Origin of the sequence: Kribbella shirazensis (assembly GCF_011761605.1) — a bacterium.
Taxonomy (GTDB): domain Bacteria; phylum Actinomycetota; class Actinomycetes; order Propionibacteriales; family Kribbellaceae; genus Kribbella; species Kribbella shirazensis.
In genome coordinates, this window is record NZ_JAASRO010000001.1 from 2,525,865 (window position 1) to 2,548,472 (window position 22,608).

General features: G+C 70.3%; 22 protein-coding genes. 13 read left to right on the forward strand and 9 right to left on the reverse strand.

Going from position 1 to position 22,608, the window contains the following annotated elements; translation table 11 throughout:
- Positions 1–40 precede the first annotated feature (40 nt).
- The 4 genes from BJY22_RS12415 to BJY22_RS12430 are packed head-to-tail and all read left to right on the forward strand — an operon-like array spanning position 41 to position 3,154.
- Complete coding sequence (locus BJY22_RS12415) at positions 41–1,528, forward strand: AlkA N-terminal domain-containing protein (RefSeq protein ID WP_202891083.1); 1,488 nt, start codon at positions 41–43, stop codon at positions 1,526–1,528.
- Positions 1,528–2,082 carry a GNAT family N-acetyltransferase gene (locus BJY22_RS41585; protein WP_167206331.1) on the forward strand — a complete coding sequence of 185 codons (555 nt, stop codon included), beginning with the start codon at positions 1,528–1,530 and terminating at the stop codon, positions 2,080–2,082. Before BJY22_RS12415 ends, BJY22_RS41585 begins: the two co-directional genes overlap by 1 nt.
- Entirely contained in the window at positions 2,079–2,570 is a 492-nt protein-coding gene (locus BJY22_RS42910) for a methylated-DNA--[protein]-cysteine S-methyltransferase (protein ID WP_167206333.1), read from the forward strand. The genes BJY22_RS41585 and BJY22_RS42910 overlap by 4 nt, the downstream gene beginning before the upstream one ends.
- 26 nt (positions 2,571–2,596) lie before the next feature.
- Entirely contained in the window at positions 2,597–3,154 is a 558-nt protein-coding gene (locus tag BJY22_RS12430) for a YdeI/OmpD-associated family protein (RefSeq protein ID WP_238350348.1), read from the forward strand.
- Between the two features lie 68 nt (positions 3,155–3,222).
- Here the strand turns inward: BJY22_RS12430 and BJY22_RS12435 are convergent, their stop codons facing one another.
- Positions 3,223–4,470 carry a cation:proton antiporter gene (locus BJY22_RS12435; RefSeq protein ID WP_167206337.1) on the reverse strand — a complete coding sequence of 416 codons (1,248 nt, stop codon included), beginning with the start codon at positions 4,468–4,470 and terminating at the stop codon, positions 3,223–3,225.
- Positions 4,471–4,472: 2 nt separating this feature from the next.
- Complete coding sequence (locus BJY22_RS12440; protein ID WP_167206339.1) at positions 4,473–4,952, reverse strand: cation:proton antiporter regulatory subunit; 480 nt, start codon at positions 4,950–4,952, stop codon at positions 4,473–4,475.
- A 128-nt stretch (positions 4,953–5,080) separates the two neighbouring features.
- Here BJY22_RS12440 and BJY22_RS12445 point away from each other — a divergent pair, with 128 nt between their 5' ends.
- Positions 5,081–5,623 (forward strand): PadR family transcriptional regulator, encoded by a 543-nt coding sequence (locus tag BJY22_RS12445; RefSeq protein ID WP_167206341.1) that lies wholly within the window; start codon positions 5,081–5,083, stop codon positions 5,621–5,623.
- On the forward strand, positions 5,620–7,635 hold the full coding sequence (locus BJY22_RS12450) for an NADPH-dependent 2,4-dienoyl-CoA reductase (RefSeq protein WP_167206343.1): 2,016 nt from the start codon (positions 5,620–5,622) through the stop codon (positions 7,633–7,635). The genes BJY22_RS12445 and BJY22_RS12450 overlap by 4 nt, the downstream gene beginning before the upstream one ends.
- Positions 7,636–7,672: 37 nt before the next feature.
- On the opposite strand, the gene BJY22_RS12455 is transcribed toward BJY22_RS12450, so the two are convergent.
- Positions 7,673–8,908 carry an IS110 family RNA-guided transposase gene (locus BJY22_RS12455; protein ID WP_167203593.1) on the reverse strand — a complete coding sequence of 412 codons (1,236 nt, stop codon included), beginning with the start codon at positions 8,906–8,908 and terminating at the stop codon, positions 7,673–7,675.
- A 421-nt stretch (positions 8,909–9,329) separates the two neighbouring features.
- Here BJY22_RS12455 and BJY22_RS12460 point away from each other — a divergent pair, with 421 nt between their 5' ends.
- Complete coding sequence (locus tag BJY22_RS12460; protein ID WP_167206345.1) at positions 9,330–10,580, forward strand: FAD-dependent monooxygenase; 1,251 nt, start codon at positions 9,330–9,332, stop codon at positions 10,578–10,580.
- On the opposite strand, the gene BJY22_RS12465 is transcribed toward BJY22_RS12460, so the two are convergent.
- From BJY22_RS12465 to BJY22_RS12485, 5 genes are all read right to left on the reverse strand, one after another.
- Positions 10,530–11,120 (reverse strand): TIGR03086 family metal-binding protein, encoded by a 591-nt coding sequence (locus tag BJY22_RS12465; RefSeq protein ID WP_167206347.1) that lies wholly within the window; start codon positions 11,118–11,120, stop codon positions 10,530–10,532. The genes BJY22_RS12460 and BJY22_RS12465 overlap by 51 nt on opposite strands.
- Positions 11,121–11,250: 130 nt before the next feature.
- Positions 11,251–11,841, reverse strand: coding sequence for an HhH-GPD-type base excision DNA repair protein (locus tag BJY22_RS12470; RefSeq protein WP_167206349.1), 591 nt, complete (start codon positions 11,839–11,841; stop codon positions 11,251–11,253).
- A 21-nt stretch (positions 11,842–11,862) separates the two neighbouring features.
- Positions 11,863–13,953, reverse strand: a complete 2,091-nt coding sequence (locus tag BJY22_RS12475; protein WP_167206351.1) for an iron ABC transporter permease — start codon at positions 13,951–13,953, stop codon at positions 11,863–11,865.
- Entirely contained in the window at positions 13,950–14,924 is a 975-nt protein-coding gene (locus BJY22_RS12480) for an ABC transporter substrate-binding protein (RefSeq protein WP_167206353.1), read from the reverse strand. The genes BJY22_RS12475 and BJY22_RS12480 overlap by 4 nt, the downstream gene beginning before the upstream one ends.
- A gap of 11 nt (positions 14,925–14,935) precedes the next feature.
- Positions 14,936–15,751 carry an ABC transporter ATP-binding protein gene (locus BJY22_RS12485; RefSeq protein ID WP_167206355.1) on the reverse strand — a complete coding sequence of 272 codons (816 nt, stop codon included), beginning with the start codon at positions 15,749–15,751 and terminating at the stop codon, positions 14,936–14,938.
- A 93-nt stretch (positions 15,752–15,844) separates the two neighbouring features.
- Here BJY22_RS12485 and BJY22_RS12490 point away from each other — a divergent pair, with 93 nt between their 5' ends.
- Entirely contained in the window at positions 15,845–16,738 is an 894-nt protein-coding gene (locus tag BJY22_RS12490) for a GntR family transcriptional regulator (protein ID WP_167206357.1), read from the forward strand.
- A gap of 27 nt (positions 16,739–16,765) precedes the next feature.
- On the forward strand, positions 16,766–17,641 hold the full coding sequence (locus tag BJY22_RS12495) for a hypothetical protein (RefSeq protein ID WP_202891084.1): 876 nt from the start codon (positions 16,766–16,768) through the stop codon (positions 17,639–17,641).
- A gap of 105 nt (positions 17,642–17,746) precedes the next feature.
- Here BJY22_RS12495 and BJY22_RS12500 read toward each other — a convergent pair whose 3' ends face one another.
- Entirely contained in the window at positions 17,747–18,694 is a 948-nt protein-coding gene (locus tag BJY22_RS12500; RefSeq protein ID WP_167206361.1) for an NAD-dependent epimerase/dehydratase family protein, read from the reverse strand.
- Positions 18,695–18,876: 182 nt separating this feature from the next.
- Here BJY22_RS12500 and BJY22_RS12505 point away from each other — a divergent pair, with 182 nt between their 5' ends.
- The 4 genes from BJY22_RS12505 (at position 18,877) to BJY22_RS12520 (ending at position 22,581) form a co-directional block, all read left to right on the forward strand.
- Complete coding sequence (locus BJY22_RS12505; protein WP_238350349.1) at positions 18,877–20,355, forward strand: LCP family protein; 1,479 nt, start codon at positions 18,877–18,879, stop codon at positions 20,353–20,355.
- Positions 20,356–20,508: 153 nt separating this feature from the next.
- Complete coding sequence (locus BJY22_RS12510) at positions 20,509–20,886, forward strand: YciI family protein (RefSeq protein WP_167206363.1); 378 nt, start codon at positions 20,509–20,511, stop codon at positions 20,884–20,886.
- Positions 20,887–20,923: 37 nt separating this feature from the next.
- The gene (locus tag BJY22_RS12515; protein WP_167206365.1) at positions 20,924–21,745 is read left to right on the forward strand and encodes an alpha/beta fold hydrolase; all 822 of its coding nucleotides are present in this window, start codon (positions 20,924–20,926) and stop codon (positions 21,743–21,745) included.
- A gap of 209 nt (positions 21,746–21,954) precedes the next feature.
- A complete protein-coding gene (locus BJY22_RS12520) occupies positions 21,955–22,581 on the forward strand; it encodes a superoxide dismutase (protein WP_167206367.1) in 627 nt (208 codons plus the stop codon).
- Positions 22,582–22,608: the final 27 nt, after the last annotated feature.

Below are 22,608 nucleotides of genomic sequence, written 5' to 3' on the forward strand. Positions count from 1 at the left end.
CATGTCGCAAATCCGCTAGCGACTGTCGGCGGCGGCAGGGATGCTGGAGGGCGTGTACGAGTGCCGGGAACGTTGCGTCCGTGCGGTCCAGTCGAAGGACGCGCGCTTCGACGGGTGGTTCTTCACCGCAGTGCTGACGACGAGGATCTACTGCCGGCCGAGCTGTCCGGTGGTGCCGCCGAAGGTCGAGAACATGCGGTTCTACCCGAGTGCGGCAGCCGCGCAGCAGGCCGGATTCCGTGCGTGCAAGCGGTGCCGGCCGGACGCGAGCCCGGGGTCGCCCGAGTGGAACGACCGCGCCGACCTGGTCGCCCGCGCGATGCGGCTGATCGCGGACGGCATCGTCGACCGCGACGGCGTACCGGGCCTCGCCGCGAAGCTCGGCTACAGCGTGCGGCAGGTGCAGCGGCAGCTCCAGGCAGAGCTCGGCGCCGGCCCGCTCGCCCTCGCCCGGGCGCAGCGCGCGCAGACGGCGCGGCTGCTGATCGAGACGAGTGAGCTGCAGATGGCGGACGTCGCGTTCGCTGCCGGATTCTCCAGTGTGCGGTCGTTCAACGAGACCGTGCAGGAGGTCTTCGCGCTCTCCCCGACGGAGCTGCGCCGCCGAGCCCGCAGGGGTACGTCGTCCGCGGCGCCCGGGACGATCTCGCTGCGGCTCCCGTTCCGCGCACCGCTGACGCCCGACAACCTGTTCGGCCACCTGATCGCGACCGGCGTACCGGGTGTCGAGGAGTGGCGCGACGGCCACTACCGCCGCACGCTGCGACTCCCGCACGGTCACGGCGTCGTCGCCCTGCGACCGCTGCCGGATCACATCGCCTGCCAGCTCTCGCTCACCGATCAGCGCGATCTCGCCATCGCGATCAGCCGCTGCCGCCGGATGCTCGACCTCGACGCGGACCCGATCGCCGTCGACGACCTGCTCGGCGCCGATCCCGTCCTCGCGCCGCTGATCGCGAAGGCGCCGGGGCGCCGGGTCCCGCACACGGTCGACGGCGAGGAGTTCGCCGTCCGCGCGGTGCTCGGCCAGCAGGTGTCGACGGCCGCGGCCCGGACGCATGCGCATCGCCTGGTCCTGCAGCACGGCGAGACGATCGAGGACCCGTCCGGCGGGCTCACGCATCTGTTCCCGACGACGCAGGCGCTGGCCGGGCTCGACCCGGAGACGCTGGCGTTCCCGAAGTCCCGCCGTACGACGCTCACGACGCTGGTCGCGACGCTGGCGGCGGGTGAGATCGACCTCGGCGCCGGCGCGGACTGGGACCGCGCGCGGGAGCAGCTGACCGCGTTGCCCGGGATCGGTCCGTGGACGGTGGAGTCGATCGCGATGCGGGCACTCGGCGACCCGGACGCCTTCGTGGCCAGCGATCTCGGTATCCGCTACGCCGCCCGTGATCTAGGCTTGCCCGAGGCCCCCAAACTCCTGACCGACCACGCCCGCGCGTGGCGGCCCTGGCGTGCGTACGCCGTGCAGTACCTGTGGGCCACCGGTGACCATGCGATCAACAAGATCCCCGCGGAGGCCTGATGACCGACCTGACGACCGATCGGCTGTTGTTGCGGAACTGGCGGGACTCGGACCGGGAGCCGTTCGCGGCGCTGAACGCGGATCCGGCGGTGATGGAGCACTTCCCGGCGCCGCAGACCCGTGAGCAGAGCGACGCGCTGATCGACCGGCAGCTGCCCGCCATCGAGGAGCGCGGCTGGGGGTTGTGGGCGCTCGAGGTGCGCGACACGGGCGAGTTCATCGGGTTCACCGGGTTGTCGGTGCCGAGCTTCGAGGCTCATTTCATGCCGGCCGTGGAGATCGGCTGGCGGTTGGCCAAGGGGGCCTGGGGCAACGGTTATGCCACCGAGGCGGCGCGGGCCGCGCTGGCCCACGGATTCGGTCCGGCGGGGCTGGACGCGATCGTGTCGTTCACCGCGACCCCCAACCTGCCCTCGCAACGCGTGATGCAGCGGATCGGCATGGTGCACGACGAGCCGGGCGATTTCGACCACCCGCGCATCCCGGAGGGCCACCGGCTGCGGCGGCACGTCCTCTACCGGATCGACCGCGCGCAGTGGGAGTCCACCCGGTGACGTACGCCGTCGTCGACAGCCCGCTCGGTCCGCTGACGCTGGTCGGGACCGAGGCGGGCGAGCTGACCGGCCTGTACATGGATCAGCAGCGGTATCGTCCCGAGCCGGGGGCCTTCGGTGACCGGGACGACTCGGCGCTGCCCGCTGTCGCCGAGCAACTCGACGAGTACTTCCACCACGGCCGCACGACCTTCGACGTACCGCTGCACCTGGTCGGCACGGAGTTCCAGCGGCTGATCTGGACTGCTCTCCAGGACATCCCGTACGGCGAGACCACGACGTACGGCGGTCTCGCCGCGGCGCTCGGACTGAAGCCGCAGTCGGCTCGCGCGGTGGGGCTCGCGAACGGGAAGAACCCGATCAGCATCATCGTCCCGTGTCACCGGCTGGTGGGATCGACGGGCAGTCTCACCGGGTACGGCGGCGGGATCGAGCGGAAGCGGGCGCTGCTCGATCATGAAGGCGGGTTAAAACTGCTCACTCGATGAGCACTTATCTGGCGCAAGCTGGTGTCATGAACGACGACGAGGCTCTGCAGTGTGCGGACGTGAACGAGTGGCGTGCGTGGCTGGACGCGCATGGGCGGACCGAGCGGTCCGTGTGGCTCGTGGTGCACCGCGATCCGGCGGGCCTGAATCTCGCGGCCGCGGTCGAGCATGCGTTGTGCTTCGGGTGGATCGACAGCAAGACGATCCGTCGCGACGAGCGGACGACGTACCAGTGCTTCACGCCGCGGAACCCACGCAGTACCTGGAGCAAGGTGAACCGTGAGCGGGTCGAGCGGCTGACCGCGGCCGGGCTGATGATGCCGCCGGGTGAGGAGTTGGTGGCGCACGCCCGGCGGACCGGGACGTGGGACCTGCTGGCCGACGCGCAGAACCTGATCGTCCCGGACGACCTGCAGACGGCGCTGGCGCTCATCCCGCGGGCCGACGAGAACTTCCGGGCGTTTCCGCCGTCGGCCCGCCGGACCATCCTCGAGTGGATCACGCTCGCCAAGCGCCCGGAGACGCGCGCCCGGCGGATCCAGGAGACCGTCGAGCAGGCCGCCAACGGCAACCGAGTGCGCTGACGCCCGGCCTGGTGCGCTGACGCCCTGCCGGGCGCGCTGACGCCGGCAGGGCCGCGTGCGGCGAACGCTCAGCCGGCTTTGGTCGCGGTGTCGTCCAGGCGTTCGGCGGCCGAGGCCTGCGCGCCCGGTGCGGCCGGTCCGGTCGGCTCGGCGGGTTTGGTGGGTTTGCGGGTGAGGCGACGGGCCAGCGGCTCGGTGTAGCGGGCGGCGACCGGGCCGAGGATGACCAGGATCAGCACGTACGCCGTGGCCAGCGGACCGAGCTTCGGCTCGACACCGACGGCCAGACCGGCGATGACGATCGAGAACTCGCCCCGCGCCACCAGCGTCCCACCGGCCCGCCACCGCCCCGCGGGCGAGATGCCGGCGCGCCCGGCGGCGTACCAGCCGGTGGCGATCTTGGTGAGCGCGGTGAGGACCGCCAGGCCGAGCGCGATCGCCAGCACCGGAGGGATCTTCGCCGGGTCTGTGCTCAACCCGAAGAACACGAAGAACACCGCGGCGAACAGGTCACGCAACGGGCTGAGCAGATTGCGCGCACCGTGTGCGACCTCGCCCGACAGTGCGATCCCGACCAGGAACGCACCGACCGCCGCCGACACCTGCAGCTGCTGCGCGATACCCGCGACCAGCAGCGTCAGGCCCAGGACGACGAGCAGCAGCATCTCGGGGTTGTCCGACGACACCGCCCGGCTGATCACCCGCCCGTACCGGAGCGCGACGAACAGCACCACACTCACGGTCCCGAGCGAGATCAGCAGCGTCATGCTCCCGCCGGCCAGTCCGACGCCCGCGAGCATTGCCGTGAGGATCGGCAGGTAGACCGCCATCGACAGGTCCTCGAGCACCAGGATGCCGAGGATCACCGGGGTTTCCCGGTTACCGAGCCGCCCGAGATCCCCGACGACCTTCGCGATCACACCGGACGACGAGATCCACGTGACGCCGCCCAGCGCGACCGCCGCGACCGGACCCCAGCCGAGCAGCAACGCCACCGCCGCGCCCGGCAACGCGTTCAGCACGAAGTCGACCGCTCCGGAGACGTACTGCGTCTTCAGCGTGCCGACCAGATCGGAGGCGGTGTACTCGAGGCCGAGCAGCAACAGCAGCAGGATCACACCGATCTCGGCGCCGGTGGCGACGAACTCCTCGCTCGCGGCCAGCGGCAGCAGGCCGCCGTGCCCGAACGCCAGCCCGGCCAGCAGGTACAGCGGGATCGGCGAGAACCCGAGGCGCCCGGCGATCCGGCCGAGGATGCCCAGGGCAAGGATGACCGCGCCCAGCTCGATCAGCAGGGCGGTGATGTTTTCGTGCATCCTCAGCCCCCCACGATCAGCTCGGCCACGGCGTCCACGCCCTCACGGGTGCCGACCACGACCAGCGTGTCGCCGGTCGCGAACCGGAAGTCCGGCGTCGGCGACGGCGTCGCCCCGGTACGCCGCAGTACCGCGACGATCGACGCGCCCGTCCGGCTGCGGGCCTGGGTGTCGCCGAGCGTGCGACCGGAGTACGGCGACTTGGCCGTGACCGGGACGTGTTCGGTGACCAGGTCGATCTCCATCTCGCCGCGGACCGGGTCGATCCGCTCGGGCAGCAGCAGTTGCGCGAGCGCGGACGCCTCGCCCTGACCTAACGGCACCGACGCCTGACACGCGTCGTCGTCCTCCGGATTGTGGAAGCCGAGGAACCTCCGCCCGTCGTTGTGCACCACCACCGACACATGCTGACCTGCCTCGGTGACCAGGTCGTACCGCAGACCGATCCCGGGCAACGTCGTCTTGGTCGGGTGGTAGCTCATGATGCTCCGATCAATAGATGGCGTCTGCAACCATTCTCTCAAACCCGCCAAAGCTTGTGCGGACAAGTGATGTGACCTCGGATGCAATCAGGTGCACTGCAACGAGTTGCATAGGTACGCTCTCGGACATGGCGCTGGAGCACGCGATTCTGGTTTCGCTGACCGAGCGGGCCGGGTCCGGGTACGAGCTGGCCCGGCGGTTCGACCGGTCGATCGGGTACTTCTGGCCGGCCACGCACCAGCAGATCTACCGGGTGCTGCGGCGGATGGACGAGGCCGGCTGGGTGAAGCACACCGCGATCGCCCAGGACGGCCGCCCGGACAAGAAGGTGTACCGGGTCGCGCCGGCCGGGCGCGCGGAGCTGTCGCGCTGGCTGGCCGAGCCGGAGGACCCCGCCGTACTGCGGGACGGTCTGGGCGTGAAGCTCCGCGGTGCGTCCCTCGGCGACGTGGACGTCGTACTCGCGGAGGTCGGGCGCCACCGGGCCGAGCACGCCACGCGGCTCGAGGTGTACCGCGGCATCCAGGAGCGCGACTTCCCGAAGCCCACCACCTTGCACGGGCGCGACCTGCACCAGTACCTCGTCCTGCGCGGCGGGATCCGCGCCGAGGAATCGTTCGTCGCCTGGTGTGACGAAGTGACCGCCGCCCTGCGGAAGGACAGTCAATGACGGCCTATCCACACCTGCTGGAGCCGCTCGATCTCGGCCATGTCGTGCTGCCGAACCGGGTGATCATGGGGTCGATGCACACCGGGCTCGAGGACCGGCTGAGCGATCTGCCCAAGCTGACCGCGTACTTCGCCGAGCGCGCCCGCGGCGGCGTCGGACTGATGGTGACGGGCGGCTACGCGCCCAACTGGCAAGGCTGGCTGACACCGTTCGGCTCCAAGCTCACGAGCCACCGCCAGGCCCGCGCGCACCGCCAACTCACCGACGCGGTGCATGCCGAAGGCGGCCGGATCGCGCTGCAGATCCTGCACGCCGGCCGGTACGCGTACCACCCGTTCAGCGTCTCGGCCTCCGCCCTCAAGGCGCCGATCAACCCGTTCAAACCCCGCGCCCTCTCGGATCGCGATGTCCTGCGGCAGATCGAGGCGTATGTCGACTGCGCGGCGCTCGCCCGCGAGGCCGGGTACGACGGCGTCGAGATCATGGGCTCCGAGGGCTACTTCATCAACCAGTTCCTGTCCGAGCGGACGAACAAGCGCACCGACCGCTGGGGCGGAAGCCCGGAGAACCGCCGCCGGCTCGCCGTCGAGATCGTCCGGCGCACCCGCGAACGCGTCGGCGACGACTTCCTGATCATCTACCGGTTGTCGATGGCCGACCTCGTCGAGGGCGGCCAGACCTGGGACGAAGTGGTTGCGCTGGGCAAGGAGATCGAGGCGGCCGGGGCGTCGATCATCAACACCGGCATCGGCTGGCACGAGGCCCGCGTGCCGACGATCGTCACGTCCGTACCGCGGGCCGCCTTCACCTCGATCACCGCCGCGTTCAAGCCGCACGTGAAGATCCCGGTGGTCACCTCGAACCGGATCAACCTGCCCCAGGTCGCCGAGGAGGTGCTGGCCCGCGGCGACGCCGACCTGGTCAGCATGGCCCGCCCGTTCCTGGCCGACCCGGACTGGGTGCTCAAGGCCACCACGGATCGGGCCGACGAGATCAACGTCTGTATCGCCTGCAACCAGGCGTGTCTGGACCATGTGTTCGCGAAGAAGAAGGCGAGCTGCATGGTCAATCCGCGGGCCGTCCGGGAGACCGAACTGCGGTTGCTGCCGACCCGTCGTACCAAGGACATCGCGGTCGTCGGAGCCGGACCGGCCGGACTGGCCGCGGCGGTGACGGCCGCGGAGCGCGGACACCGGGTCGAACTGTTCGAGGCGGACGAGGAGATCGGCGGCCAGTTCGGGATCGCGCAACGGATCCCGGGCAAGGAGGAGTTCGCCGAGACCATCCGGTACTACCGGCGGCGGCTCGAGCTGACCGGCGTCAAGCTGCACCTCGGGCGGCGGGCGGACGCTGCGGACCTGGCCGGGTTCGACGAGATCGTGCTCGCGACCGGCGTCGTACCGCGGGTGCCGGCGATCCCCGGGATCGATCATCCCAAGGTGCTCTCGTACGTCGAGGTCGTTCGCGGCCGGCGCCCGGTCGGGGAGACGGTCGCGGTGATCGGGGCCGGTGGGATCGGGGTGGACGTCAGCGAATTCCTGACCACGCCTGTGTCGCCGGATCTGCCGGCGTGGAAGGCGGAATGGGGCGTCGGCGATCCGACGCAGCTTCCCGGCGCCCTCGCCGTACCGCATCCGGAGCCGTCGCCGCGGAAGGTCTACCTCCTGCAGCGCAAGGCGGGGAAGATCGGTGCCGGCCTCGGCAAGACGACCGGGTGGGTGCATCGGGCCGCGCTGAAGAACAAGCAGGTCGAGCAGTTGCGCGGCGTCAACTACGAACGCATCGACGACGAAGGGCTGCACGTCACCTTCGGCCCTAAGCGCGAGGAGGCGCGCGTGCTGGCGGTCGACAACGTCGTGATCTGCGCCGGGCAGGAGCCGGTCCGCGACCTCGCCGACGCCCTCCGCGCCACCGGCCGCCCGGTCCACCTGATCGGCGGCGCCGACGTCGCCGCCGAGCTGGATGCCAAACGCGCCATCGAGCAGGCGACCCGGCTGGCGCTGGGGCTCTGAAGGGACCGAAAGACAGACACCCCTAGAGCTAAGGGTGTCAAGCGGCTTGGGTTGTGGCGCGGTGTGACCAGGCGGTTTGGGGGTTGTAGAGGGTGTGGGTTTTGAGGCAGCCGTGGAGGATGCCGACGAGCCGGTTGCCGATCTGGCGTAGCGCGGCGTGGTGGCCGAGGCCGCGGCCGCGGAGTTGGTCGTAGTAGGCGCGGACATCGGCGTCGTGCAGGGTGGCGGCGCTGGCCCACAGGTCGATGGCGTTGACGAGCCGGTTGTTGTGGATGAACCGGGCGTGCACGGTTTTCAGTTTGCCGGATTGGCGGGTGATGGGTGCGGTGCCGGCGTAGTTCTTGCGGGCTTTGGCGTCGGCGTAGCGGCCGGGGGCGTCGCCGAACTCTGCGAGCACCCGGGCGCCGAGGATCGGTCCGAGGCCGGGCTGGCTGCGGTAGATCTCAACGTCCGGGTGCCGGCCAAAAGAGGCCTCGACCCCTTCCTGCAGGGCAGGGATCTGGGTGTTCAGGGTCTGCAGGATCGCGACCGTGGAGCCGACCGTGGCCGCGTAGGCGGCGGTGATGATCTCGGGCTGGCCGAGGTGCTCGGTGCGCAGCGCGGCCTGCACCGCCGCGGCCCGTTCGGCCAGGTCGCCTCGCCGCCCGGCGGTCTTCAACGCCGCGGTGATCTGGACGATCGTCAGTTTCGCCGCCGCTGCCGGGGTGGGGGCCTTGGCCAGTAACGCCAGCACGTCGGCACCGGTCAGCGTCAACGTCCCTTGCTGGTAGGCAACCAGCGCGGACGGGAAGTACTCCCGCAGCGCGGCCCGCAGCCGCAGCAGGTGCCGGGTCCGCTCCTGGATCAGCGACTGATGCGCCCGGGCGAGCACCTTGACCCCGTCGGCCAGCTCGGAATCGGCCGTGACCGGCCGCAGTTGATGCCTACGGGTCCGGACCAGGTCGGCCAGCGTCCGGGCATCGGTCTTGTCGTCCTTCGCACCCGACAACGACAAACTCTCACGGTGCCGGGCAGCAAGTTTCGGGTTCACCGCGAACACCACATACCCCGCCGCCAGCAACGCGGCCACCCACGGCCCGCGATCGGTCTCGATCCCGATCACCACCTCCTCCGGACCGGCATCATCGCCCAGGAACTCCGCCACCAACTCGTGGAACCGAACCATCCCGGCAATGCCCTCGTCCACCCGCCCACGGGCCAGGACCCGGCCCTGGTCGTCCTCGACCTGCAGGTCGTGATGCCCTTCGGCCCAGTCGTCACCCACAAACAACACAACAACTCTCCCATCGCCTCCCGACCAATCCCGGCAGCCCGCGAGAGACCTTGAGCGCCCTAATGGATCAGTGCTCACACCAACCAACCAGCAGCGGTGGGCACGACACCCCATCAGCCCTACAATCTCCCGCACCACCAGCGAGGGCACGCTCTGTCGTCAGGACTCAAACAGTCCAGGAGGTATGAGTGCTCACCCGCCAGCGGCTACCAGCCACCGAGTCTGCCAGCGACCGACCCGGTAACACCCATTAGGAGGTAGTGCGCTTCCGGCGCCTCCGGCGGCAGAGCTGAGCGTGGGTCTCGCGGCCGTGACCGACTACCTCCTGTCCTTCGGGCCCGAGTGCCCTAGTGCGCACTGGCGTCCCACCTGTATCTAGTGCACCGTTTACGGCGTACGCGCACTAGATGGAGGGTGAGAGATGAAGACTGTGCTGATTTCCGGTGGTGGGATCGCGGGGCCGGCGGTGGCGTTCTGGTTGCGGCGGTTCGGGTTCGCGGCGACGGTCGTGGAGATCGCGCCGGGGCCGCGGCCGGGCGGGCAGACCGTGGACCTGCGCGGGGTGTCGCGGGTGGTGGCCGAGCGGATGGGTCTGCTGCCCGCGGTGGCTGAGCGGCAGGTGCACGAGCGCGGGCTGGAGTACGTGCGGTCCGACGGGCGGCGGTCCGCGGCGATGCCCGCCGAGCTGCTCGACGGGGCCGGTCCGGTCGCCGAGATCGAGATCCTCCGCGGTGACCTCGCCGAGATCCTGGCCGGGGCGACGAGCGAGGTGGAGTACCTGTACGGCGACTCGGTCACGGCACTCGACCAGGACCCGAGCGGCGTCGACGTCACGTTCGCGAGCGGTACGACGCGGCGCTTCGATCTGGTGATCGGCGCGGACGGCGTGCACTCGCGGATCAGGCGCCTGGCGTTCGGTCCGGAGGACGAGTTCGTGCACCACCTCGGCGGGTACACGTCGTACTTCACCGTCGAGTCACCCGAGGATCTGAACCACTGGATGAAGCTCTACACCGCGCCTGGCGGCCGCTGGGTCGGCCTGCGGCCGGACCGCGATCCGCGGTCCGCGAAGGCACTGCTGAGCTTCCGGTCGCCGCTGCTCAGCTACGACCGGCGCGACGTCGAGGCGCAGAAGCGGCTGGTGCGGTCGCGCTTCGAGGGACTCGGCTGGCACACCGAGCACATCCTGAAGGGCCTCGACGCGGCCGACGACTTCTACTTCGACACCACCAGCCGTGTCGTCGTACCGCAGTGGTCACGCGGCCGGATCGCCCTCGTCGGTGACGCCGGGTACTGCGGTTCGCCGATGGCCGGCCACGGTACGGCGCTGTCGCTCGTCGGCGCGTACATCCTGGCGGGTGAGCTGGCCGCCGCGAACGGCGATCACAGTCGCGCGTTTGTGGCGTACCAGGCCCGGATGCAGCCGTACGTCGACCAGCGGATGGATCTTCCGCCCGGCGGGATCAAGATGGCGATGCCGATGTCGGCGCTCGGGATCGGGTACCGCGACCTGATGCTGCGGGTGATGACGTCCCGGCTGATGTCCGGCGTGATCGCGAAGTCGGCGGCGGCGAAACCCGACGCCATCGACCTGCCGGAGTACCCGGAGTACCCGGAGTGCTCAGTCGAGCGGGGACACCCACTCCGGGTTGCGGCCGAGGAGGCCGAGTAGCTGGTCGAGCTCGGGCGCTCCGCCGGAGACCTTGACGCTGCGCTCGAACGCGTAGCCGGGGCCGCGGTTGGCGACGGTGTCGGGGATCCGGCGGGCCAGGGTGAGCGCCATCTCGACCATGTCCCGCGGCGGGTCGTAGGGGATGTCGATGGCGCGGGCCAGGTCCCACGCGTGCACGATGCAGTCGAGCTGGTGGAAGGTCAGCGCGATCCGGCGCGGGAACGATCCGAACTCGCGGACCTCCACCAGCCGGTCCAGGGCGCCGCCGTCGGCGAACGCGTCCGCGACCCGCGCGTTGGAGCGGCGGTAGGCACCGGCCGGGTTGTCGCCGAGGCGGCCGCTGTTCCAGGTCTGGGAGGAGGCGGAGCCGTTCAGTGCGGCTGCGGCCAGGCCAACGTTCTGGCTGACCAGGTGACGGAGGAGGCCTCGCACGGTCCAGTCCGGGCAGGGCGTGGGGAACCACAGCTGCTCGGGCCGTACCTGCATGACGACTTCCCCGAGAACTGCGCCGGCCCTGCGATCAAGATCGCGGATGTCCATCCGTGCTCCTCCCGTAGGCGCTGCCCCAGCCGAGCATAAGGCGGTACGGCGAAAACCGCAGGAAAGCACGTGCAGTACAAGGGACAACCCGCAGCGGCCTGCAACAGGTCGGGCCCCGGTGTCGCGCGGATCAGACCTCGGCGGCGGCCTTGGCGGCGGCTTTCGTGGCCTTCTTGAAGGAGCGGACCTCGGCCAGGGACGTCGCGTCGGTGACGTCGGCGATCGAGCGGCGGGAGCCGCGGTCGCCGTAGTTGCCGGCGGCCTCACGCCAGCCCTTCGGCGTCACGCCGCGCTGCTTGCCGAGCAGCGCGAGGAAGATCTTCGCCTTCTGCTCACCGAACCCGGGCAGCGCCTTGAGCCGCTTCAGCACCTCGGGGCCGTCGGGCTTCGGGCGGCCGGCGAGCCAGATGTTCGCGGCGTCGCCGTCGTACTTGTCGATGATCTCCTGCGCGAGCGCGTGCACCCGGCGGGCCATCGAGCCGCCGTACCGGTGGATGGCCGGCGGTGTGACGCAGAGCTCGACGAACGTCTCCAGGTCGGTCGCGGCGATCTTGTGCAGGTCGAAGCCGTCCATCCGGTTCGCGATCTTCAGCGGGCCGGAGAAGGCGTGCTCCATCGGGTACTGCTGGTCGAGCAGCATGCCGACCAGCAAGGCGAACGGGTCGTCGTTGAGCAGCTTGTCGGCGTCCGGGTTGCCGGTGAGTTGCAGTTCGCGCAGCATGCCGACCATCTTGACATGACCTCAGCGCGCAGGCACCCGCGTGCGCCAGAGCAGGTAGACGAAGTACGGCGCGCCGATCAGGGCGGTCAGCAGGCCGGCCGGGATCTGGGCGGGGGCGAGGACCGTACGGCCGAGGCTGTCCGCGAGGCTGACCAGGATCGCTCCGAGGAGGGCCGCGACCGGGAGGATCCGGGCGTGCCGGCCGCCGACGAGTGCCCGCGCGGCGTGCGGCGCGACCAGGCCGACGAAGCCGACCACGCCGATCGCCGACACGGCCGCCGCGGTCAGCAGCGCGGCCGCGAGCAGTGCCAGCAGGCGCGTCCGTTCCAGTCGTACGCCGAGGATGCGCGGTACGTCGTCGTCCAGCGCGAGCAGATCGAGATCACGCCGACCGTGCGCGATCACCGGAGTGAGTACCAGCAGTGCCAGCGCGACAGGGGCGACCTGCGGCAGCGTCCGGCCGTAGGTGCTGCCGGAGAGCCAGGTCATCGCGAGGCTGAGGTTCCACGGGTCGGTGGCGACGATCAGCAGCGTGATGATCGCGGTCGCGGCGGACGAGACGCCGACACCGATCAGCACCAGCCGGTCGGAGCTCAGCCCGCCGCGCCAGGAGATCAGGTAGACCAGTCCGAACGTGACGACCGCGGCGACCGCGGCCACGCCGGACAGCAGCCAGATACTTGCTGACGGCAACAGGATGAGCGTGGCGATCGCGCCGACCCCGGCGCCGCCGGTGATGCCGAGGATGCCCGGCTCGGCCAGCGGGTTGCGGCAGACTGCCTGCACCGTCGTGCCAGCGATCGCGAGGGCGGCACCGCACAACAGCGCGGACAGCACCCTGGGGAAGCGCTGGTCGAGGACGTAGGTGATCGCCCGGCCGGACTGCCCGTTCACCCAGTTCACGATGTCGCCGGTGCGGAGGAACGCGTCGCCGGTCAGCATCGCGCCGACGGCCGCGGCGGTCAGCAGCACGGCCAGGGCGATGGTGACGATCCAGAACGTACGGCGGGTCCGCAGCCCGCTGCCGGTACCGGCCGGGGCGCGGCTCGGGCCGGAGTCGCGGTGCCGGCGGGCCAGCCAGATCAGTACGACCGCGCCGACCACCATCGTCATGATGCCGGTCGGGATCTCGACACCGGCCTGCCCTCCGAACGCGGCGCGCAGTACGACGTCCGACGCCAGGACGACGAGGACGCCGGCCAGGCCCGAGAGCGGCAGCAGCACGTGGTGACGGAGCAGACCGGGGACGACCGGGGCGAGGAGACGTACCAGGACCGGCGCAACCAGACCGACGAAACCGACCGGTCCCGCGACCGTCACGGCGGCCGCGGAGAGCAGGACCGTGACGAGCGTGGTGAGCACGCGCGTACGGCGTACGTTCACGCCGAGGACCGAGGCGGTGTCGTCGCCGAGCGTGAGGATGTCGAGCTTCGCGGCCAGGAGGAACGCGGCGACGATGCCGAGGGCAACGACCGGGGCCATCTGGGTGACCGCGTGCAGATCGGTCTGGACGAGCGTGCCCGCGCCCCATGCGAACGTGCCGACCGTCTCCTCGCGGAACAGCAACAGCATCAGCGTGGTCAGGCCGCCGAGGGCCATCGCCACCGCCGACCCGGCCAGGATCAGCCGGGTCGGTCCGGTGGACCCGCCGGCGGACAGTGCGAGCACCAGGCCCGCGGCCGCGAGTCCGCCGAGGAACGCGACCCCGCCGGCCGGCAGCACCGGCAGCGGCACCCCGAACGCGGCGACGACGACCACGGCCAGGTACGCGCCCGCGTTGACCCCCAACGTGTCGGGCGACGCGAGCGAGTTCCGCGCCAACGACTGCAGACCGGCGCCGGCTACCCCCAACGCGATCCCCACCAGCACGCCGGCCAGCAGTCGTGGCAACCGCGACGCGACCAGCACGTTCGCGGCGTTGTCGGTCCCCTGGCCGAAGACCAGCCGGACCAGGTCCCCGGCCCCCACCGAGGACGTTCCCTGGGTGAGGTGCACCGCCGCCAGGACGACGATCAGCGCGATCGCGGCGCCGAACAGCCCGGCGACCCGGATCCGCCGTACCGGCTGCCGGACGGCCTGGGCCTCCGGCGCCGGGGCGGTCAGCTGGGTCAAGAGGTGACTGCCTGGACGGCGGCGTCGATGAACTGCCCGGCGGACTTCGGGCCGCCGAACATCCAGATGCCGTCGGGCAGGCGGTGGACGTTGCCGGCCTTGACGAACGGGAGGTTCTTCCAGATCGCGTTCCCGGCCAGGTCGCCGCCGAAGACGTCACCGCCGTCGTTCTTGTTGGCGATGTAGAGGAACTCGCCGTCCGGGAGCTTGGTCAGCCCCTCGAGGTCGGTCTGCGCCAGGCCGTAGTCCTTGTCGCCGGCGCCGGTCCAGCCGTTCTTCAGGCCGAGGTCGGTCGACAGGGCGCCGAGCAGCGAACCGTTCGTGAACATCCGGACCGTGATCGTGCTGCCTTGTTTCCAGCCGTCGGCCATCATGAAGCCGCTGCCGGCCTTGCCGGCGTCGGCGATCCTCTGCTTGCCCTCAGCAACCTTCTTGTCGAAGTCGGCGGTCAGCTGCTTGGCCTGCTCGGTCTTGCCGACGGCCTGGGCGATCAGGTCCAGGTTGGTCTTCATCTGCTCGATCGGCTTCGCCGCGTCCGAGCCGCGGATCACCAGCACCGGCGCCGCCTTCTCGAGCTGAGTGATGTTGTTCGCCGCCTCGTCGGTGGTGGTGATCACCAGGTCGGGATTCAGGGCGACGATCGCGTCGACGCTCGCCTCACCGCGGGTGCCGACGTCCTTCACCGACGGGTCGAGCTTCTCGGCCGTGACCCAGTTCGTGTACCCCTTGGTGTCGGCGACCCCGACCGGCATCACGCCGAGCGAGACCAGGCTCTCGGCCGCGCCCCACTCCAGCACGACGACCTTCGCGGCCGGCGCCTTCAGGTCGATCTTCTTGTTCCTGGCGTCGGTCAGCGAGACCGGCTGCGCCGCGGCGTTGCTGGTGTTGCCGGACGCGGTCGGTTCGCTCGTTCCGCAGGCCGTCAGGCCGAACAGGGCAGCAGCGACCAGGGCGATGGCGGTTCGTCTCATCAGGATGACTTTCAGCTCGTCGTGACGCGGGTGAGGTGTTTGCCGATGGGGCGGGTGGCGACCAGGCCGGTGACCGGATCGGTCCCGACCTCGATCGTGATGCCGTACGTCGAGGTGAGTGCGTCGGCGCGCAGTACCTCTTCCGGCGTACCGGTCGCGCGTACTCGCCCCTGATCGAGCAGCGCGATCCGGTCCGCCACCGCGGCGGCCTGGTTCAGGTCGTGCAGGACGACGCCGACCGCGACCCCGTGCTCGTCGGCGAGTTCGCGCATCAGGTCGAGGATCTCGATCTGGTAGCGCAGGTCGAGGAACGTCGTCGGTTCGTCGAGCAGGAGTACGCCGGTGTTCTGCGCCAGACAGGTGGCGAGCCAGACACGCTGCAGCTCGCCGCCGGACAGCTCGTCCACACCGCGCTCGGCCATCCGCGTGACACCGGTGACCTCCATCGCGTGCTCGATCGCCCGCGGGCCGTCGGCGTCGTCGTTGCGCCAGCGGCTGCGGTACGGATGCCGGCCGTACCCGACGACGTCGCGGACGCTCACGCCGTTCGGGGTCGGCCGGGACTGCGAGAGCAACGTCACCTTGCGGGCGAACTCCTTCGCCGACAGGGCGAGCGCGTTGCCGCCGCCGGGGAACGTGATGCTCCCGCCGTCCGGGTGGTGGAGACGCGCGAGGGCGCGCAGCAGCGTCGACTTCCCACTACCGTTGGGACCGACGAGCGCGGTCACGCCGGCGGCCTCGATGTGCAGCGAGGCGCCGTCGACCACACGCCGGCCGTGATACCCGAGCCGCAGGTCCTCGCCTGTCAGCCCCACCGTTTCCTGCATGGCCCAGAGGATAGCCTTACCTAACCTGACATGTCAGCTTCGCCCTTCATCTGAGATAGTGCGCGTACGACGTACGCGTACTAGGAGGGGTTCATGAGCGCGCCGTACCAGGTGATCGCGGCCGAGCTGCGGCGCAGGATCGAGACCGGGGAACTGCGGCCGGGGGACCGGGTGCCGTCGACGCGAGCGCTGGTGCGCGACTTCGGGGTGGCGATGGCGACCGCGACGAAGGCGTTGCAGACGCTGCAGCAGGAGCGGCTCGTGCACGCGGCGCCCGGCGTCGGGACCGTGGTGGGTCCGCCGCCGCGTGCCCGGCGTACCGAAGCGGGGTCGCGGGACGGGGACCTCAGCCAGGACGAGGTCGTGCGGACCGGGATCGCGATCGCGGACTCCGACGGGCTGGCGGCGCTGTCAATGCGGCGGATCGCGACCGAGCTCGGGGTGTCGACGATGGCGCTCTACCGGTACGTCGGGGGCAAGGACGCGCTGGTCGCGCGCATGGTCGACGCGGCGATCGGGGAGTTCCCGCTGGGGGAGGTGCCCGAGGACTGGCGGGATGCGGTGACGCTGGTGGCGCGGACGCACTGGGCGGCGTACAAGAAGCATCTTTGGCTCGCGAGTGCGATCAGTCTGAGCCGGCCGCAGCTGGTCCCGCGGCTGCTGCCGCACACGGATGCGGTGCTGCGAGCGTTGCGGGGGTTCGACAAGGGTGCGGCGTTGTCGACGATCATCAGCCTATTCGCGTACGTGCGCGGGATCGCGCTGGTGATGGAGTCCGAGGCGCAGGCCGAGCAGGACACCGGGGTGACCGCGGACGAGTGGGCGACGCACCAGACCGACCAGTTGGCGGTGCTGATCGCCGCGGGGAACCTGACCGCGTTCCGCGAGCTGCTCGCGGACGGCTTCGACTTCGACTACGACCTGGACCAACTGTTCGAGTTCGGCCTCGACATCTTCCTCGATGGGCTCGCCGCCCGGCTACGCTGAGTGCTGACGAGATCTCCGGAGGTGGCGATGGAGCCTGTGTTCGCGCCGGGTGTGCCTGACGGCGTACGGCGGTTGTACGAGCACCGGCCGGAGTTGTTCGTGGCGGACGGCGCGCCGCGGCCGAAGCGGGAGACGTCGTGGTCGGTGGCGCCGGGGAACACGTTCGGCACGTTGCTGGTGTGGCTCGCGGTGTGCGTGGGCGGGTGGATCCTGGCGCTGATCGTGATGGCGGCGACGTTGCCCGCCGACGTGGCGGCGTGGGCCGCGGTGGCGCTGGCAGGCGTCGCGGCGGTGGCGACCGCCGGGATCCTGGCGAAGACGATGTTCGAGGACCGCGGGCACAAGGCGGTCCGCCTGCAGTACGGGAAGTACCTGCTGCCGGTGGACTTCGACGACGAGGCGGCGCGGTTGCTGGGCCGGGCGCAACGCGCGGTCAAAACGGTGCTTGAGGCAACGGTCACGCGGCGCGGGCTGCTCGACGACGTGAAGAACGAGATGGTGCTGCCGGAGCAACTCTGGGACATCGCGCAGGTGCTCCGCGAGCAGACGGTACTGCGAGCCAGGCAGAAGGAGATCGCCCGGGGTACGACGTCCGCCGAGCTGGACGTCGTACTGGGTCCGCAACGTCGTGCTCTCGCGCTGTCCGCGGAGGCGATCAAACGCAAGGTCGATCTGCTCGACCGGTACGCCGACCGGGTCCGCTCCGCCGACGCCGCGTTGCGCGCCGAAGCGGCGCTGGGGGACGGCGACCGCTACATCGAGCTCCTCGCCCGGACCGAACCGGCCGGCGACACGTCCGTGGTCGAAGGCTTCAGCGACGAGGCCAAAGCCCTGAAGGACACCCTCGCCCACTCCATCAACGCCGCGAGAGACGCCGGCCGAACCCTCGCTCTACCTGAGTAGACCTGCAGCTCGACAGGACGTGTCCGGCGATTGAGCCGGACTCGCGGTGTGCCCGGGCGGGCGACTGCCGGCAGTGGGCGTATACGTACTGTCGAGCTGCATCGTCTAGTGCGAGGCGAGGAGTTGTTCCTCCTGGTCGGGGGTGAGGCCGATGTCGAGGGGTGGGGTGCCGCGGTCGTGGTCCCAGCGGAGTACGTCGGCGACGGTCGTGCGGAGCGGTGTGACCGGCATACCGGCCGCGCGCGCCTTCGCCGGGTTGCGGCGGCGTTCGCCCCACTCCGACTCGGGGTCGATGAGCGGGAAGCGCGGCGGGACCGCGTCGAAGGGGACCGGGACGATGTCGACGGAGGTGCCGGACAGGTCGGCGGCGGTCCGGATCAGTTCCGCGATGGTGGAGTCGGGCCCGATCGCGTTGTAGGCACCGGAGCGGTCGTCGGCGACGAGCCGCGTGATCAGCCGGGCGACGTCGCGGCTGTCCACCAGCTGCAGCGGTGCCTCGGGCTTGGTCGGGAGCGCCACCCGGCCGCCTCGGGCGCCACGGCGGATCCAGTAGAGCGCCGTACCGGAGGAGTCGCCGGGGCCGGTGACGCGGCCCGGCCGGACGATCGTCGCGCGGCCGCCGTACCGCTCGACGACGTCGTCCTCGCATGCGACCTTGCAGGGTCCGTACGTGTCGTTCGTCAGGACGTCGGCGTCGCGCAGCGGCTCGCGTCGTGGCGCGGTCTCGTCGGTGCCGGCGGGCAGATCGCGGACGTACACCGCGTGGCTCGAGACGAACACGTACCGCCCGGCCCGGTCGCCGAGCACGGCCATCGCCTGGTCGACGTCGCGTGTCCGGAACCCGCTCAGGTCGACCACCGCGTCCCACTCGCCGGTCCGCAGTGCGTCGTAGTCGCCGGTCTCGCGATCCCCGGTCAACTGTGTGACGGCGGCCGGTAGCGGCGTACCGCTCAGTCCGCGACTGAACGACGTCACCTCGGCACCCTGCGCCAGCGCGTCGTTGACGACCGCTCGCCCGACAAACCCGTTCCCGCCCAGCACCAGAATCCGCACAACCGCCCAACCTAGGCCCTCCGCCCGCCTCCCGCGACCTGATTGATTGACAACCGAATGGCCCTGTAACACGTCTGAACAGGTAGAGGTGCGATCTGTGGCGCACACTTGAATCGGGGACGGACGGGGCGACAGGGGAGCCGATGGGGAGTGCGCGCGCGACGGCGAGGCGGCCGCGGTCGATGCCGAAGTTGCTGGGGTTCACCCTGTTGGGCGCACTGCTACCAGGACTCGGACTGATCGTCGGCGGGCGCCGGAAGACCGGTGCGTTCGTGCTCACGCTGTTCCTCGGGCTGGTCGGCCTCGGGGCGTACGTCGGTCTGACCCGGCGCGACGAGGTGCTCGCGGCGGCCGTCGTACCGAGCCGGCTGCTGATCACCTCGGTGGCGATCGGGGTGGTCGCGTTCGTCTGGATCGTGGTGGTCGTGGCCTCGCACCGGTCGTTGCGTCCGGCAACGGGTGGCTCCGGCGGGCGCGCGTTCGGCGCGTTCTTCGTCGGGGTGCTGTGTTTCGCGATCGCGGCTCCGGCAGCGCTCGGCGTCCAGAGCGTGCTCGCGCAGCGGAGGCTGGTGCAGGACGTGTTCCAGGCACAGGGCGAGAGCAAGAGCGCGACCCGGCCGACGACCGTGAACGTCAGGGACCCGTGGGAGGACAAGCCCCGGCTGAACCTGCTGCTCCTCGGCGGCGACGATGCCCCGAGTCGCGAAGGGGTGCGGACCGACACGGTGATCGTGGCGAGCATCGACACGAAGACCGGGAACACCGCGCTCGTCTCGCTGCCGCGGAACCTGACCTTCATGCCGTTCCCCGAGGACTCGCCGCTGCACAAGTTCTACCCGGACGGGTACGGCAAGGAAGGGCTGGGTCTCGAGGAGCGCCTCGAGTGGATGCTCACCGCGATGTACCAGAACGTCCCGGACGCGCATCCCGGCATCCTCGGGCCGTCGGACAACGAGGGCGCCGACGTCCTGAAGCAGTCGGTCGGTACGGCGATCGGCCTGAAGCTCGACTACTACCTGCAGGTCAACCTGCAGAGCTTCCCGGAGATCGTCGACGCGCTCGGCGGGATCAGGGTCAACGTCAACGAGCGCGTCGCGATGGGCGGTGTCAGCAGTTCGCACATCCCGCCGAAGGAGTGGATCGAGCCGGGGCCGAACCAGCACCTCGACGGCCGGACCGCGTTGTGGTTCGCCCGCGGCCGGTACGGCGCCGACGACGACCAGCGGCAGGTCCGGCAGCGGTGCGTGATCAAGGCGATCGTCGACGCCGCGGACCCGCAGACGCTGGTCACGAAGTACAAGGCGATCGCTCGCGCCGGCCAGCACCTGCTGCGGACGGACATCCCGCAGGAACTGCTGCCGGCGCTGGTGCAGCTCGCGCTGAAGGTGAAGTCGGGCACGGTCTCGAACGTCACGCTCGACTCCGACAAGCTCCGCCTGAAGTACCTCCACCCCGACTACCAGGCCCTCCGCGACACCGTCGAGCACGCCCTCGAATCCACCCCCACCCCGACCACCCCCACCCCGGCCACGCCCACCACACCGGCCACCCCCGGCCCGACCCGCAAGCCCGTCGCTCCCACGACCACCGCACCCCCTGGCCCGACCCAGAACCTCGCCGACGCCTGCGCCTACAACCCCAACGGCGACCAACCGAGCTAACGGGTTCTGATCCTGCTGACCCTGTGCCCCGACGCGCCGGTGATGACCGACGGTGAGGCCGTCGAGAATTGATCCGAAGCAGAGTGTCGATCCGGTCGTGGCCTGCTCGACGTGAGAGTAAGTGGTGACCGACACGACGAGGGAGCAGTTGCGATGCGCTACATGATCATCAACAAGGCCGACGCGGACAGCGAGGCGGGGAAGTTTCCAGCGCCGGAGGTCGGCGAGGCGGTCGGCAAGGTCGTCGAGGACCTGTCGAAGGCGGGTGTCCTGCTGTTCGCCGAGGGGGTGCACCGCAGCGCGCTCGGCGCCCGGGTGAAGGTCGACGGTGGCAAGCGGACCGTGACCGACGGCCCGTTCGCGGAGACCAAGGAACTCGTCGGCGGCATGATCGTCGTCGAGGTCCGCAACCGCGACGAGGCGATCGAGTGGGCGGCCCGGCTGGCCGAGGCCCTCGGTGCCGAGGTCGAGGTACGCCGGGTCGTCGAGGAAGCCGACTTCGACCCGGACTCCGAGCTCTTCGCGAACTGAGCTGTCCATTCCCGGCGGGCCCGTTCGTGGTACTGCCATGAACAACACACTGAAGGTTCCCGGGGCAGAGCTGTACTACGAGGTGCGCGGATCAGGACCGTTGCTGGTCCTGGTCGGCGCCCCGATGGACGCGGACGCGTTCGCGCCGCTGGCCGAGCTGCTGGCGGCGGATCACACCGTCCTGACACTCGATCCGCGCGGGGTGAAGCGGAGCAAGCTCGATCCGGGCGGTACGTCGCGGCCCGAGCAGCGGGCGGACGACCTGGCGAGGCTGATCCGGCACGTCGACGCCGGGCCGGCCGTCGTACTGGGGTCGAGCGGCGGAGCGGTCAGCGCACTCGCACTGGCGCAGCACCACCCGGACGTGGTGCGCGCCGTGATCGCCCACGAGCCGCCGCTCGACCGGCTGCTGCCGGACGCGGAGGAGGTGCTCGCGAAGTCGGAGAAGCTGATGGCCGACTACCTCGCCGGTGACGTGACCGGCGCGTGGAAGCAGTTCTTCGCGCTGGCGAACATCGAGCTGCCCGACGAGATGCTGGAGATGATGTTCGGCGGCGAGCGGGACCCCGAGCAGGTGGCCACGGAGCAGTTCTGGTTCGGGCACGAGATGCGGGAGTCGATCACCTGGCTGCCGGACTTCGGCACGCTGCGCGAGGTCAGTCGTGAGGTCACCGTGGTCGTCGGCATCGGCGAGGAATCCACCGGTCAGCTCTGCGACCGGACGTCCACCGCGCTCGCCGCCGGGCTGGGCGTCGAGCCGACCCGGTTCCCCGGCGACCACACCGGCTTCGCCGACCACCCGGACGTCTTCGCCGAGGCCCTCCGCACCGAACTGAAGGTCCTCGATCAGCCCATGTGAGACTCGCTCGTGGGTCGTCGGGTGCAGTATGTGAAGCTGGGGGTGTCCGGTGGGTGCGCGGGTGTCGAACGCGGTCGCATCGGGCACTGGTCGAGCGCGTCGCCCGCGTGGCGGCTTGACCTCAACCGTGGTTGAAGTTTCAAGCTGGTGCCGCTGAAACAGGACATCGGAGATATCGGCCCCCGGCGGGCCCCGACGAAGGAGCAGAGTTGACCACGTACACGCTTCCCGACCTCCCCTACGACTACGGCGCACTGGCGCCGAGCATCGCCGGCGAGATCATGGAGCTGCACCACGACAAGCACCACGCGACCTACGTGAAGGGTCTGAACGACACCCTCGAGAAGCTGGCCGCGGCCCGCGAGAAGGACGACTTCGGGGCGATCGTCGGGCTGGAGAAGTCGCTCGCCTTCAACCTCGGCGGGCACGTCAACCACTCGATCTTCTGGAAGAACCTGTCGCCGGAGGGTGGCGACAAGCCGGACGGCGAGCTGGGTGCCGCGCTCGACGAGTTCTTCGGTTCGTTCGACGCCTTCCGGGCCCACTTCACCGCCAGCGCCACGACCATCCAGGGCTCCGGCTGGGCGATCCTCGGCTGGGACGCGGTGGCGGGCCGGCTCCTGGTCCACCAGCTGTACGACCAGCAGGGCAACCTGCCGGCCGGGCAGATCCCGATCGTGATGCTGGACATGTGGGAGCACGCGTTCTACCTGCAGTACAAGAACGTGAAGCCCGACTACGTCAAGGCCTGGTGGAACGTCGTCAACTGGGCCGACGCCCAGGCCCGCTTCGACGCCGCCCGCTCCGGCGCCGGCGCCCTCATCACCCCCGCGTGATCACCAGAGGCTGATTCCGGCAGACGC